This is a genomic window from Flavobacterium frigoris (assembly GCF_900111075.1).
Classification (GTDB): domain Bacteria; phylum Bacteroidota; class Bacteroidia; order Flavobacteriales; family Flavobacteriaceae; genus Flavobacterium; species Flavobacterium frigoris.
Map to the genome: position 1 here is coordinate 107,218 of NZ_FOFZ01000003.1, position 14,942 is coordinate 122,159.

General features: G+C 35.3%; 10 protein-coding genes. 1 reads left to right on the plus strand and 9 read right to left on the minus strand.

The features are described 5' to 3' along the window. Positions 1–2 precede the first annotated feature (2 nt). Entirely contained in the window at positions 3–1,565 is a 1,563-nt protein-coding gene (locus BMW63_RS05955) for a type I restriction-modification system subunit M (protein WP_074722256.1), read from the minus strand. A 586-nt stretch (positions 1,566–2,151) separates the two neighbouring features. Here BMW63_RS05955 and BMW63_RS05960 point away from each other — a divergent pair. Then, positions 2,152–2,622, plus strand: coding sequence for a JAB domain-containing protein (locus BMW63_RS05960; protein WP_074722258.1), 471 nt, complete (start codon positions 2,152–2,154; stop codon positions 2,620–2,622). A 484-nt stretch (positions 2,623–3,106) separates the two neighbouring features. Here BMW63_RS05960 and BMW63_RS05965 read toward each other — a convergent pair whose 3' ends face one another. The 8 genes from BMW63_RS05965 to BMW63_RS06000 form a co-directional block, all read right to left on the minus strand. Beyond that, entirely contained in the window at positions 3,107–5,341 is a 2,235-nt protein-coding gene (locus tag BMW63_RS05965; protein ID WP_074722260.1) for a glycoside hydrolase family 3 N-terminal domain-containing protein, read from the minus strand. A 261-nt stretch (positions 5,342–5,602) separates the two neighbouring features. Continuing rightward, positions 5,603–7,183 (minus strand): cellulase family glycosylhydrolase, encoded by a 1,581-nt coding sequence (locus BMW63_RS05970; protein WP_245744888.1) that lies wholly within the window; start codon positions 7,181–7,183, stop codon positions 5,603–5,605. A gap of 264 nt (positions 7,184–7,447) precedes the next feature. Further along, a complete protein-coding gene (locus BMW63_RS05975) occupies positions 7,448–8,908 on the minus strand; it encodes a glycoside hydrolase family 30 protein (RefSeq protein ID WP_074722262.1) in 1,461 nt (486 codons plus the stop codon). Positions 8,909–8,927: 19 nt separating this feature from the next. Then, the gene (locus tag BMW63_RS05980; protein WP_217643722.1) at positions 8,928–10,385 is read right to left on the minus strand and encodes a glycoside hydrolase family 30 protein; all 1,458 of its coding nucleotides are present in this window, start codon (positions 10,383–10,385) and stop codon (positions 8,928–8,930) included. A gap of 7 nt (positions 10,386–10,392) precedes the next feature. After that, positions 10,393–11,235, minus strand: a complete 843-nt coding sequence (locus BMW63_RS05985; protein ID WP_074722264.1) for an endonuclease/exonuclease/phosphatase family protein — start codon at positions 11,233–11,235, stop codon at positions 10,393–10,395. Positions 11,236–11,326: 91 nt separating this feature from the next. Next, entirely contained in the window at positions 11,327–12,373 is a 1,047-nt protein-coding gene (locus BMW63_RS05990; protein WP_074722266.1) for a glycoside hydrolase family 16 protein, read from the minus strand. Positions 12,374–12,519: 146 nt separating this feature from the next. Further along, positions 12,520–13,401: a hypothetical protein gene (locus tag BMW63_RS05995; RefSeq protein ID WP_139174203.1), complete on the minus strand. Its 882-nt coding sequence runs from the start codon at positions 13,399–13,401 to the stop codon at positions 12,520–12,522. A gap of 18 nt (positions 13,402–13,419) precedes the next feature. Continuing rightward, on the minus strand, positions 13,420–14,937 hold the full coding sequence (locus BMW63_RS06000) for a RagB/SusD family nutrient uptake outer membrane protein (protein ID WP_074722270.1): 1,518 nt from the start codon (positions 14,935–14,937) through the stop codon (positions 13,420–13,422). Between the last annotated feature and the right edge of the window lie 5 nt (positions 14,938–14,942).

Here is a 14,942-nt window from a genome sequence, read left to right on the forward strand (position 1 = left end):
AATTAAAAAGGCATTTCAATTCCTAATTCAGTACAAAAAGAAGCGATCGTTTTATCTGTCTCGCTAATTTGTATGTCTAATGCCTTTAAGGCTGTAGCAATAGCATTAATATCTATACTATCTTCGGCTTCAAAAGTATCTACATAACGAGGGATGTTCAGGTTGTAATCCTGAGACGCCATGAAATCTAGCGTGGCAATACGGCTGTATTTATCTTCTTCGAGGCGGTTGCTGTAGGTAGTTATGATTTTGTCAATGTGCTCTTCTTGTAATACATTTTGGGTTTTTACCTTATCAAAATGTTGGCTGGCGTCAATAAACAAAACGTCTTCGGGGTTTTGGCGTGTTTTTTTCAACACCAAAATACAGGTCGGAATCGAGGTTCCGTAAAAGATATTGGCGGGAAGGCCAATCACGGCATCGAGGTAATTTTTGTCTTCGATTAGGTATTTACGAATGTGACCTTCGGCACCGCCACGAAACAAAACGCCGTGGGGCAAAACAATTGCCATGGTTCCGTTATCGTCTAGCTGGTGTACCATGTGTTGTACAAAGGCAAAATCAGCTTTAGAACTTGGGGCTAGTTTTCCGTAGGCCGAAAAACGCTCGTCAGTCATAAACAATGGGCTTGCACTCCAGTTAGCCGAGAAAGGCGGGTTGGCCACAATGGCCTCAAAACGCTGGTCAATGTGCTGTGGACGTTCTAAGGTATCTTCATTCTTGATGTCAAAACGTTTGTAATGTACATCGTGCATGATCATGTTCATACGACAAAGGTTGTAGGTCGTAGGATTCATTTCCTGTCCGTAAAAAGCGCTTACGTCTTTGACTTCTTTGGCAACACGTAACAGCAAAGAACCAGAACCACAAGTAGGATCGTAAACACTCTTTAATTTGTCTTTGCCTACCGTTACTAGTTGAGCCAAAACGCTGCTTACTTGTTGCGGGGTATAAAATTCACCCGCTTTCTTTCCTGCTCCACTAGCAAACTGACCAATAAGGTATTCGTAAGCATCACCAAGAACGTCGCTATCTGTATTCTCTAGATCAAAATCAATTTCATCCAGATGTGTCAGAACTTTAACGATCAATTCGTTTTTATCACTCTCCGACTTCCCTAGTTTGTGAGAGGTTAAATCCAAGTCGGAAAATAAGTTTCCAAAATCTTCTTCACTCTCTGAACCCATGGTACTTTGCTCAATGTGAGTCAGTACTTTGGCAAGGTCGCCTAGAATGAAATTGTTTTTTCCACCGGCATTTCCTCTATGCGCCAATTCAGAAAACAGCTCTGACGGTTCTAAGAAAAAGCCCAATTTATCAATGGCAAGTTGTTTTACTTCCTGCATTAGCAATGCTTCATCAGCATGTCCTTCAATCTCCTGAAAGGTTAATCCGTCTGGTTGTAGTATTTGGTTGGCATACAAATCCATTTTGGTACTCAGGTACTTGTAGAAGATGAAACCTAGTATGTAATCTCTAAAATCGTCGGCATCCATTTTACCACGTAGGGTGTTTGCGATGTTCCAGAGTTGTTGTTCTAATTTTTGTTTTTGTTCGGCTGCCATTAATTGTTTGTATTCAAATTTGTTTAAGATGGTGTAAGATAAGGTAATTCGTAGTTTTTAGCTTTTTTAGGCCGTTTTATTTTCGTACGTTCTATCTGCTTGGGTTTCTTTCTTAGTTAACATGCAAAATAACACTGATTTTGAGGATTAGGCAATACCCAGTTTTAGTGAGATTTATAAAGTTTATGCAACTAATTCAGAAAGTTTATTTGAGATGTATTTTGAAAAATGCTAGAACTGGCCACTTCATTTCCTATTCAACTAATTGTGAAAACGAATAATTAGTACATCTATCTGAACACCTTTAAATCATTTCATTAAAACCATCCAATTCTAATTATAAACCTTTGAGTCAGTTGTCACCGTAAAATGGCATTTACAACAAAAGGTACTTGAGCAAACATTTCCAATTCTTAGAGACTAACCTTCGACAAATACTACAACAAAGTTAGGTAATAGGCTTCGGTTCGCTAGCAAAAAATTCCCCCATAAATACTCGGGTTCCCCTCCCTTTATTGCGTTGCTTTTTGCACTCGCTCGCCCATGACCTTTCGAGTTCTATTATTAATCTTTAATTATAGAAATCATGGAAAATCATGCTAAAAATTCAAATTGGGGTACTGTTTCAGAAATCCAATTGCATTACAAATCAAGAGTAAAAGCAGCAGAACGCCCTCTTATCACATCCTCTAAATCTGCCTATCAAATTGCTTTACAGATTTGGAATCCCAATACAATTGAATTCTTTGAGGAATTTAAAATTTTACTATTAAACAACAGCAACAAAGTACTAGGTGCTTATGAAATATCATCAGGAGGTATCACTGGAACTGTAGTTGATATTAGATTGATATTTGCCGCAGCCCTAAAAGCCAATGCTACTGGGATCATAATGATTCACAACCATCCCTCAGGTAAACTAATCACCTCTGAAGCTGACAAACAAATTACTGCTAAGGTTAAAGCAGCCAGTAAGATTCTTGATATCCAATTATTAGATCATTTAATTATTACTACAGAGAACTATTATTCATTTACTGATGAAGGGGCTTTATAGCCCCTTTTAATAATACTAAAAATGACAGACCTGAATTCAATTCAACTGTTTTTTAGTTTTTTTTGATCACTAAATCTGATTAGTTTATCGAATCAAAAATAAAATCTGTCGAGGAAATTTCGAAAAAAACAGAAATTTATAAACCGAACAACTAGAGTAGATTTCCCTAGCATTTTTGAAATTTATACTCCCTTATTTTTAAGGTAACTATCTTGAGGTGATTCCTGTTAATGAAACATAAGAATACCAAATATATATTTTAAGTAGAATTCTAAATCTCCAAAAGATTGTAACAAACTTAAATTAGTGTCAAAAAAAATGTCAGGGTAAAATTACAGTTAAGGATTTTCATGTGAAGTACGTTAATAAATTTATAGACAGCGTCGCTGCTGAAAATCAATAAGTTGATGTTATTTTTGCTGCCAGAGTATGTGACGCCGCCATTTAATTCGAAAGTTTTCTGAACAGAGCCTAAACAAGTAAATCAAAATTTGTTTATCACCAATTCAAAACTATCTCTCAAACGAATATCTACAGAAGAAGCACCAATCATCAAATCAAAATCACCAGGTTCAGCTCCCCATTCTAATTCGTTATTATAAAATGACAGCTTTTCTTTGTCAATCCTAAACTTTAATTCTTTTGTTTCTCCTGCTTTCAATTTTATTTTTTGAAAATCTTTTAGCTCGATTATCGGTCGCACCACCGATCCTACTTTGTCTCTTAGGTACAACTGAACTACTTCTTCTCCAGCAACCTTTCCTGAGTTTTTTAAGTCTAAAGTAACTTCAATTATTTCACTTTCTTTTATCTTATTTTTCGAAAGTTTCAAATTAGAATATTCGAAATTCGTATAACTCAATCCATAGCCAAAAGAAAACTTAGGACTATTTTTCAAATCAATATATGCCGAGACATAATTAGTCGCCGTTTCGTTTGGTGCAGGTCTTCCTGTATTAAAATGATTATAATAAATAGGAATTTGACCTTCTTCTCTCGGAAAAGTCATAGGTAATTTACCTGAAGGATTATAATCACCAAACAATACATCAGCAATAGCATTACCCGCTTCAGTACCTAGCCACCAGGTGTAAACAATTGCGGGAACATTATCAGCGGTCCAATTAAAAATTAGCGGTCTTCCCGCATTGATTAGAACCACCACCGATTTTCCTGTTGCTAGTATGGCTTTTACCAATTCTTCTTGAACTCCAGGCAAATGAATATTACTTCTGCTCTTGGCTTCACCGCTCTGGTTCCAACTTTCACCAATACTTAAAATCACAATATCGGCTTGACTAGCTGCGGCAACTGCTTCTGCAAAACCATCTTTATTATCTCCATTTATTTCACAACCTTTGGCATAAAGTAATTTAGTATTGTTTCCTACTTTATTTTGTAAACCTTCCCATTGTGAAACTACTTCTTTATCATAATCCAAACCTGGTAATTCAACTGCCCAAAAACCCATGTTCTGCTTGTGTTCTTTAACTAGTGGGCCTATAAAAGCGATCGTATTCATTGTCTTAGATAAGGGTAAGATACTGTTTTCATTTTTCAATAAAACGATACTTTTTGCCGCGATATCCCTAGCTGCTTTCCTATGCTCCGGGTTATTCAATTCTTTTCCTTCACGCGCTGCATCTGAAAATTTATACGGATCATCAAACAATCCTAATTCAAATTTTTTACGCAAAATTCTTTTTACCGCGTCATCAATCAATGCAATTGGTACTTTATTTTCCTTCACTAATTCGGCTAAATGATAGCGATAAGCATTCCCTTCCATATCCATGTCGCTTCCTGCAAGTATGGCTGCTAAAGCCGCTTCTTTCTTAGTTTTTACATAACCATGGTTTTCCATTTCACTTATAGAACCCCAATCAGAAACTACAAAACCTTGAAAATTCCATTTCCCCTTTAGGATATCGCGCTGCAAATATTTATTTCCCGTAGCAGGAACCCCGTTAAGATCATTAAATGAATTCATAAAAGTTGCAGCACCTGCGTCCAACGCTGACTTAAAAGGAGGTAAATAGGTTTCCCAAAGCATCCTTTCACTAATATCAACCGAGTTATAATCTCTTCCGCCAACGGCAGCCCCATAAGCGGCAAAATGTTTTACACAAGCCATAACCGAATTGACATCTCCTAAATTTCCCTGAAAACCTTTTACTCTAGCATACGCGATTTTAGAACCTAAATAAGTGTCTTCTCCAGCGCCTTCCATTACTCTTCCCCAACGAGGATCACGACTAATATCGACCATAGGCGCAAAAGTCCAATGAATTCCGCTCGCGGCCGCTTCTGTTGCTGCAATCCTAGCTGAAAGCTCCATAGCTTTTAAATCCCAACTTGCTGCTTCCGCCAAAGGAATAGGAAAAGTAGTTTTAAAACCATGAATCACATCCTGACCAAATAACAAAGGAATTTTTAGCCTAGATTGCATGGCTAATTCTTGATATTGTCTGGTGTATTTTGTCCCAATAATATTCAGCATCGAACCCACATGACCGCCCTTGATGTCTTTCTCTTTGTTTGGATTTATAGTTATAGGGCCTGTCGCCTGATTGTCTCCCGTATATTGATTGAGCTGCCCTATTTTTTCTTCAAGTGTCATTTGCTTTAACAAAGCATTTACTTTTTGATCAATTATTTTTTGCTGAGCAATACCTAAAACGGTTACTGCTAAACACAATAGTGTGGTTATTTTTTTCATTTCTTCGATTATTAATTTGGTATTAAGCCCGATAGTCTTTTCAATCCATTCGCCTTTAACTTTCCGTAAAAAATTAAGAGAAACTCACTACAAATTGTAAAACTTACAAGATTATAATTCGCTAATTTAGTTTGTACAACTAATTTTTTTCGTGTGAATTTGATATTCTAACTTTACGAGACGTGACTAAAAAAATTGCTGATAAAAATTGTGTGTCATAACTTTCTAAAAGTAAATGCGCTGATTAATTGTCCACTTAGCCTACTTTTTTTCTTTAAATTCTAAATAATTAAAATTAAAACCTCCTTTTTCAAAGTGTACCCTGACTTTATTAGTTCCTTGTTTTAAAGTAACGTTCTTCAGTACGACTGTATCCCATTTACCTAATGCTCCAGATGAAGGAATTGTTATATTTTGTGACAATTTGTTTCCTTTTTCATCCTCTAAAAACAATTTACCACCCACTTTTTTACTAAAGAACCGAATGGAAACATCAAATGTTTGAGCTTTGACCAGATCAATTGTGTATTGCAACCATTCTCCACTTTCAATAAATACCACATCAAAACCATTAGTAACCTCATCGCTGCAAACCTCAATATCGACGCCGTCATTTCTCATAACACCTCCTTTATTCCATTTGGTAAATTTGGTGCCGTCATAATTGATTACATCAGTATCAAAATAGGCATATCCATTTTGACCTAAATCATAGTCGGTAGCAAATATTTTACCAGGTACAATATGAGAAGAATATTCTTTTGTATCTGTAGTTTGTACTTGCCTGAACATCGCATCAATAACATCATACTTAATTACAGTGTTTTCTAACTTATAATTATTCGCTAATTCCATTAAGGTCGCTTTGGCGGAAGACACAGTAGGCTTCTTTCCTCCCTTTTCCCAATATTCCAAAAGTGTATCATAAGACGCTGGTTTATTAACTGAAGTAATTCCTGCTGTATTTTCCACTTTTTTCATTGGCCAAAAGGCCCAACCTATATTATTTGATTCTAATAAATTAATAGCTTCTTGAAACCAAACATTGGAGTTCTCTCCTCCTTCTCCCATCCAAATTGGGACATTGTATTTTTCTCTATAATCCAACATTTTTTGGATAGATCCCACATCATTTTTATTCCAATATTTATGAAAACTCAACGCCATATTATCATCCCACAATGGAAAAATCCCATTGTAATTATTTCCCCAGCAGTTCCCTTCTATGATAACTAAATGGTTCATATCTATAGCCCTAATGGCTTTTGTAATTCTTAATTGTAAAGCTCTCAATGGTGTATTTAGCTTTTCATCACAACCATTCTGGTTCGTTCCAGAAAAATTCCAATTAGGTTCATTAATGATGTCATAACCTCCTATCCAAGGATCGTCTTTGTAACGAGTCGCTAATTTTTCCCACAGCGCAACCATTTTATCCTGATTAGCTGTACTTTCCCAAAGCGATGGCTTAGAAGGATCGTAATCTGATATATTAGCATCTTTTCCTTGACCTCCCGGAGTCGCATGCAAGTCTAGAATCAAGTATATTTTGTTTGAAGTACACCAGCTTAGTAATTCGTCAGTTCTTTTAAAACCTTCTTCTAACCATGTTTGTTTTCCTGAAACTGTCTCTTGCTCGATTGGCAAAGTATAAAGGTTATAATGCATGGGCAATCGAATCGAATTAAATCCCCAGACAGCAAGTGAATCTACATCTTGCTTTGTAAATCCATTTGCTTTGTAAGAATCGTAAAACTCAGTTGTGTTTTCAGCTCCAATTAAATGAGTGATTTTCTGTTTAATTTCGCGCTGTGGCCCTGCAAAAGCTAATGTCTTTAGCATATATCCTTCCTGCACCATCAATCCGCCGATACCTAGACCTCTAAGAACAATATGTGTCCCTTACCATCTTCTATATTTTGTCCATTTCGATGTAAAAATCCTTGCGAAAAGGCAGAAATTGAAAGGAATGTTAAAAGTACTACTAGTATTTTTTTCATGTAATAATTATTTAATGCTTATCGTTGTTGGGTATAGTCAATTCACGATCCATCTTCACGAAAGGAAAATTGTATCGAGAATTAATCTAGACTCAAGAAAATTAATTTAAAAAACTAATGTTTGAATTGCATGAGGAAGAATAGTAACCTCAGTTGCTTTTGTACCAATGCACAAATAATAGGTTAAGTTTTTATCCGTTTTATTCATAACTACGGTAACCACTTTTCCATCTTGATTTAGAAACGAAGTCGTTAATAAGAAACTTTGGCTTGATACGCTACTAATCCTTTTTGCTTTTTCGCCAATGAATTTAGAAAAATGTCCAATAAAATAATAAGAAGGCGTATAAATTAAGGCTCCAGTTCTTGTATCTCCATGAAGAGGTGCAAAACAAAAATTGCCTACATGGTTTGGTCCACCATTTTGATCTAAAAGAACATTCCAATCAGTCCATCCTACAGTGCCGTTATTAAAATCGTGAATCATAGATTCGCCATAACGCTCTCCATTAGCCCAAAGTTGTAATTTAGAGTAATCGAATTTCTCCACACAACCTTCAGTAAAAAGTAATTTTTTGTCTGGGTACATCTCATGAACTTTTCCAACAGTTTCAAACATAGAATCTCCTCCACTCCAGCTTTCATACCAATGAAAACCAACTCCCCAAACATATTTACTCGCTTCAGGGTCATCCAGAATAGTACTTGCCCTTTGTGATATTAAATCTCTATTATGATCCCAAACCGTTAGTTTTTTATCCCCAAATCCAGATTTTTGCAATGTGGGTCCTAGATAATCTTTAACAAAATCACGTTCTTCTTCGGCTGTATAAATACATGATTCCCAAGTTTGTTTTGCCATTGGCTCATTTTGAACAGTTAACCCCCAGATAGGAATTCCCTCTCTCTCATAACTTTCGATAAATTTCACATAATAATTAGCCCATGATTGGTAAAATTCTGGCAATAACTTACCTCCTTGCAGCATGTTCTTCGTGTCTTTCATAAATGCCGGTGGACTCCATGGACTCGCGTAAACAGTCGCCTTCCCTCCTGCAGTTGCGATTGCTTTTTTAATTAGTGGAATTCTGAATTCCTTATCGTGCGCAACGCTAAAGCTTTTTAGAGCAGCATCTCCCTCCTCAATATAGGTATAACTACCTGAACTAAAATCACAGCTGTGTATATTAGTTCTAATAATAGAATACCCTATTCCTTTGTCCTTATCATAATAAGCTTGTAAAAATTCCTCCTGACTTTTCTTCGATAATTTTGCAAAAACCTCTGCGCTTGCGTCAGTGATTGCTCCGCCAATACCTAAATAAGTTTGAAAAGTTTTACTTGGATTTACGAAAACACAAAGTTGGGTTTCAAGTGGTTGTTTTAAGTCTGTAAACTGTAAGTTTACATCTGTTTTTGTTAGTCTCAAGTCTGTGCTATCTGCAGAAGTATAAACCGTTACAGTTCTACTATTTATAGAAAAAGGTATCGTCTTAACTTGCATTTTTTGTTGCGAAAAAGCAAGAAGTGAAACCGTTAACAGTACCGCTGTTGTAATTTTTTTCATCATTTTTTTTTAGGTTATTTTACCAAATGTAAGTTGCTACTGCTCCTGCGTCCAGAGCAGTATTAATCCATTTTCCATTATACTTAATATTAAAAACTTCATTTGTATTTCCATCATTTTCTAGCACTAGAACTTTCTTACCTGCAGGAGTTTTAAATGCTACATTACTTAAATTACCTATAGTATTACTAGCTATTCTTATTGATCCATCAGGAACAAACTTAGAAGCGTGCGCTATAATATAGTATGCTACATTTCTAGAAAAACTTTCACTACTATTGATTGTTAAAGCTCCTTTACAAGAGTCACAACCTCCTTGAGTATGTGGACCGTAAGAACTATTATTTGCTAAATTCCACTCTAAGGCTGTTTTACTCCAGTTCCTCATTGATCCAATAATAACATTCTTAACGTGCCACTTTAAATCTCCATCAAAACTCCCTGATGAAGAAGTATACTGCTCCGTGAAATAAACATTCTTATTTGGAAAAGCATTATGAACGGTCGACAGTGCGCTAATATCCCCAGCATATAAATGGAATGCTGAACCATCAACATACAAGTTTGCATCACTATCATTCAAAATAGCAATAGGATATTCAGGTTTGTCACAGTTATGGTCATATACTACGATTTTTACCTTACTGTTTACCGCTTTAAAAGCAGGGCCTAAATGATTTTTAATGAAATCAGCTTGCTGTGACGCTAACATCAATAAACTAGGATTATTCCCAGGGTGTAACGGTTCGTTTTGAGGTGTAATAGCGTCAATAGCTATTCCCTCTTCTTTCATTTTCTCAATATATTTTACAAAATATTTTGCATATACGGCATAATACTGTGGCTGTAAACTACCGCCTATAAAACTACCATTATCCTTCATCCAAACTGGCGGAGACCATGGTACTGCCATAATTTTAATAGCAGGATTGATTGCAATGATTTCTTTAAGCATCGGGATTAAATCCGTCTTATCAGGAGCTAAACTAAAATTTGTTAGATTGAGATCTGTTTGTCCAATGGACATATCGTCATAAGTAAATGGCGTTGCATTTAAGTCAGATGCTCCTATACTTATTCTTAAATAACTAACTGAAATAGAAGTGCTAATTGTACCAAATAATTCCACTAACAACTCTTTTCTTTTGATCGCATTTAACTGATTAATTGCCTGGGCACTTCCTCCTGTTAAGGTATAACCAAATCCATCTACAGTTTGAAAAGTTTGCGCCTCATCAACTGTTATATTAGGATAGGTGTTATAAGTCGTATTAAAAGCTAAAACTCCTGTTTGTTTTTGGAGCATACTGCTTTGATTCCCTTTGGTCATCCAAAAATCAACCTCGTTAGTAACCGTTACTGGCGTGGGATTAGTTGGTGTAGGACTAACGATATCATTAGAGGGCGAGCATTTTGAAATCATCACCGAAACAATTAATAAAAAGAAAGCTTTCATAGTGTTTTTTATAGTTTTCATATTTTTTTTAAAAGTCTATTTCTACATAAACAGGCAAATGGTCTGATGGATATTTTAAATCTTTTGAATCACTTAAAACGGCATACTTTTTTACTTTAAAGATGCTGTTCTTAGAAAGAAAAATATAATCAATCCTTTTGTTAACTGCTTCATTGTGCTTAAAATTATTGAATGTCCCTAAAGGCCCAAAAGGACTCTCTTTAGCTATTTCTCTGGAATCATCCATTGTATTTTTTAATGCTATAATTCTATTTTCGGTAGGTTCAGAATTCAAATCTCCCATGAAAATTACTGGATATTTTTTGGTATTGAATTGAGCAATTCGAGCCATGATAAGACCTAGCCCTTTGTTTCTAGCTACTTGCCCAATGTGATCTAAATGTGTATTGAAAACCCAAAACAATTGTTCGGTTTTTACATCTTTAAATAAAGCATAGGTACAAACTCTATTGTAGGCTGCATCCCAACCCTTTGAAACTTTTTCTGGAGTATCAGAAAGCCAGAAAGTGCTGCTCTTTTTAATCTCCAATCTATTTTTATCATAAAAAATGTTAGAAGACTCTCCTTGCCCATTTTCTTCCCTACCGAACCCAATGTGAATGTATGAAGGCAGTGCATTAGAAATATCCAAAACTTGATTGGGTAATGCTTCTTGAATTCCAAAAATGTCAGGAGCATAAAACTGTATTTGAGAAGTAAAAAAATCTTTCCTCAGATTCCAATTATTATCGCCATCACCCGCTATATCCAAACGGATATTGTACGTCATTACTTTTAATGATTGCGCATTAGAAATAAAAATCACTAACATAAAAATCACTAGAATAAATACTTTTTTGATACACTTCATTTTCTATACTATTAATTAATTCTTCACTAGAGTTCCTGTCCAAATTTGAATATAAACTCTTAATGAAGAATCTACTAACCAAAACAATAAACTAATTATAAACTCTTATGTAATCAATTTCAAATGTAGATGATGTAAAATTTGGATCAACATCACCTCCCCAAACGCCTCCCATCGCTAAATTTACTATTAGATAGAAGTTTTTATTAAATGGGAATTTATCCGAATTTTGAAAAGTATAATACAAAACATCATCAACATAAAACTTAATGTCAGTAGCAGTCCAATTTGCTTTATAAATATGAAATTCTGTATTACTATTAGGAACTGTTATAATTCCTGTATCGGGCGTATTTCCTGATCTTCCTGGCGAATGCAACGAAGAGTGATTTTGATTTAAATTTTTTCCTACAGATTCTAAAATATCTATCTCACCGCAAGCTGGCCATCCTAAACTACCAATATTACCACCTAACATCCAGACAGCTGGCCATGTACCAACTCCAGTAGGCACTTTAGCTCTTACTACTATTGTACCATAAGTAAATTCGAATTTACCATTGCTTTCTATTCTTCCAGAAGTAAACTTACCTTTGCCAAAATCCTCTTTAAGTGCTGTAATTTTCAAAACGCCGTCTTCAACTTTTATATTCTTTACACGAGTGGTATAAGATTGAAGTTCCTCATTAACATAACCTGGATCCCAAGTTTGAAAATTCCATTTAGTATCATCAGGAGCTCCATCCACATTAAACTCATCTGACCAAACCAATGATGACCCTACTAAAACTTTTATTGTAATTGAAGTAGAAACAAATTTTCCAGAATTGTATGCAGACACATATATAACATAGGTATTTGTACCAGCTGTTAAATACGTATACGCAAGGTTCCCATCTGTTAGTTCTTTAGTCACTCCATTACCTAGTAAAATTTTATACGATGTCGCATTGGTTGCCGTAATTTTAAAATTTACTGTTCCACTGCCATCACCGTTAGGATTTTGAAAATCAGCACCTACAACCATTGCAGAAACTGAGAGGTTCGATGGCGTTATTGCTACTACTTCAGCATCTGTGTTACTACTACTGCACGAAAAAAGGCTGATCAAGCAGAAAAACAATATAAATTTTCTCATTGTGATATAATTAAAATTTATTAAAATCAAGAATTAAAACTCTAAATAGGTACTTGTTTCACTACCCCTAATTCAAACAGTTTCTATTCCAATTTTATAAAGAGACTATTTCAAAATCGAAAATAGTCTCTTCTATTAAAGCTCTATTAAACCCCTCTAAACTCTACTTTGGCAATCGTAATTCCACTACTAGTGAAGATATTTCCGCCACTTCTAAATACTAGATAAATCTTTCCTGTTTGACTAAATTTAACGACGTTTGAAATAGACCCAATTTGATTTTTTACACAACCTACCATAGATAATTTTCCGGAGAAAGCAGCTTTGGCACATCCATCCCAAGTACTTAAACCCATAACCCTGTTATCTTTATATTCAACACCTGACTCAGGCACCGTCGTTCCTGCATATACTTCAAACCAAGTTTCATCAGAACCATTTTGTGAAGAAACTAGCATATCAATTTTGTATTCTTTATCTTTTACTACGTCTATGGCTTGATAAATTGCCTCTTGACTCCATCCACCATTAGAATTAATAATAGCACTACCAGTCTTAAAAGTCCATTTTGCTGCGCCTGATGGGCTTAAATTCATAACTTTCCATTTTGCATGATCAGTTGCATTTGCAAAATTACCGCCTTGTACTAAATTTCCTTTTAAAGGATCAGAAGTAGCAACTATAATCTCTTTAATAGTTGTGTTTTCTGACCCACCTCGTCCTACTGCAACGTGCCTTATTTGGTAGGTTCCTGCATCTGGCAATGAAATTTCTTCATTCATTTTTCCTATGTACAAGCCATCACCCGTATCCCATTTAGATAAAATTACACTTTGAGTTTGAGCCATTAATTTATAAGTATTTGTTTTTTCTGCAACTGGAGTAAATGTGAATGTTGCATCCACATTACTATCCGTTAATCCGTTACCTTCTCCTATAGTGTCAGGCTGGCAACAAGTCAGCGACCCTAATGTTGCTATAATAAACATTAGGTAAACACTTCTTTTTAAAATGATATTTAATTTCATAATTATATGTTTTAGCGCTTAGTTATAATTAGGGTTTTGTACAATTTTTGTATTTTCCAATTCTTTCAAAGGAATAGGCCAGATTTCATTTTTACCAACTGTAAATCCTTTAATTGCCAATGCCGAAGCTGCTTTTCCTGTACGTACTAAGTCAAACCAACGGTGTCCTTCTCCAGCTAATTCCATTCTTCTCTCTAGTAATATTGCATCGATAGAAACTGGTACTGAACCTAAACCTACTCTTGCTCTTACAGCATCTAATAATGCTTGTGCTCTTGTACCAGTACCACCAAGTGCTTCTGCTTCCATTAAATAAGTATCAGCTAGACGAATCGCATACACATTTTGTTTGTAATTTAAAACAGTAGCTCCTCCACCTGTAGATACATCTGTCGTTAATGGCATAAATTTTTTCAAAAAGTAACCTGTGTCTTTATAACCAGGAGAATAATCTGCTTGTCCTGAAGCTTTTAATGATTTCATATCTACAATCGTAGCATCAAAACGTGGGTCTGATTTTAAAACATCATACAAACTTTGAGTTACTGTATTGAAACTATAACCCGAAGCATAATTTGGAGCACTAGAAACTGCTGGTCTAGAAAAACTTCTAGGCCCAACCATGACATTAATACTATTTCCTTCATCTGAACCTGACCCCCAATTACCCCAATCTGTATTACTTTTGTCGGTACTCATAATTTCTATAATTGACTCTGTATTAAGCTTGTTACTTATAGTCCATAATTCTGAAAATTTGCTTAGTAATTTATAACCATAAACACTTGTTCCTGCAGGACTTCCGTTAACCAAAGCCAACGCCGCAGCAGCTTGGTTTTTTTTTCCTTCGTATAAATACACTTTCCCTAACAACGCCTGAACTGATCCTTGTGAAAAACGACCACCTTCAATAGCTACATCAGTAATTGAAGTAGGTAGATCAGGCAATGCCTCAGTTAGATCTTTCTCTATCTGAGCATAAACAATATCTGAACTTGATTGCATAATATTATAAATCTCACTAGTTGCAATTGGCGCGGTAATCAATGGAACATTTTTGAACGTTCTAACTAGCTCAAAGTAATAATAAGCACGTAATGCCTTAGTCTCTGCAGTAAATCTTGCTTTCGCAGCCTCTGGCATTGGAATAGCAGGAAGCTTTTGAAGCAAAATATTTGCTCTAAAAATACCTTGGTAAAAATCATTCCAAAAACTAGACGGTATTGTCACTGCACTTATTGAATAATCTGAAAAAGATTGCATTCCAGTACCATCTGTAGCTCCACCACCGCCTGCATAAAAATCGTCTGACCCAGCATTTAGCATACAAATCATGTTTTCAAATCCTCGTGATTGCTTCCCTAAAACGTCATAAACTGCAACAAGACCTGAATAAGCCTCTGTTTCGTTTGTATAATAATTACCCTCTAATGCTGTCCCTTTTGGTTCCACATTTAAAAATTCCTCACTGCATGATGTAGCTGAAAAAATCACAATAAAGGCAATAAGTGAAAATTTTATATTTTTAAGTTTCATAATAA

What these genes read in the sequence shown, in the direction of transcription:
- BMW63_RS05955 (WP_074722256.1), bottom strand. Translation starts at nt 1,565, where the DNA reads ATGGCAGCCGAACAAAAACAAAAATTAGAACAACAACTCTGGAACATC.
- BMW63_RS05960 (WP_074722258.1), top strand. Translation starts at nt 2,152, where the DNA reads ATGGAAAATCATGCTAAAAATTCAAATTGGGGTACTGTTTCAGAAATC.
- BMW63_RS05965 (WP_074722260.1), bottom strand. Translation starts at nt 5,341, where the DNA reads ATGAAAAAAATAACCACACTATTGTGTTTAGCAGTAACCGTTTTAGGT.
- BMW63_RS05970 (WP_245744888.1), bottom strand. Translation starts at nt 7,183, where the DNA reads ATGCTAAAGACATTAGCTTTTGCAGGGCCACAGCGCGAAATTAAACAG.
- BMW63_RS05975 (WP_074722262.1), bottom strand. Translation starts at nt 8,908, where the DNA reads ATGAAAAAAATTACAACAGCGGTACTGTTAACGGTTTCACTTCTTGCT.
- BMW63_RS05980 (WP_217643722.1), bottom strand. Translation starts at nt 10,385, where the DNA reads ATGAAAACTATAAAAAACACTATGAAAGCTTTCTTTTTATTAATTGTT.
- BMW63_RS05985 (WP_074722264.1), bottom strand. Translation starts at nt 11,235, where the DNA reads ATGAAGTGTATCAAAAAAGTATTTATTCTAGTGATTTTTATGTTAGTG.
- BMW63_RS05990 (WP_074722266.1), bottom strand. Translation starts at nt 12,373, where the DNA reads ATGAGAAAATTTATATTGTTTTTCTGCTTGATCAGCCTTTTTTCGTGC.
- BMW63_RS05995 (WP_139174203.1), bottom strand. Translation starts at nt 13,401, where the DNA reads ATGAAATTAAATATCATTTTAAAAAGAAGTGTTTACCTAATGTTTATT.
- BMW63_RS06000 (WP_074722270.1), bottom strand. Translation starts at nt 14,937, where the DNA reads ATGAAACTTAAAAATATAAAATTTTCACTTATTGCCTTTATTGTGATT.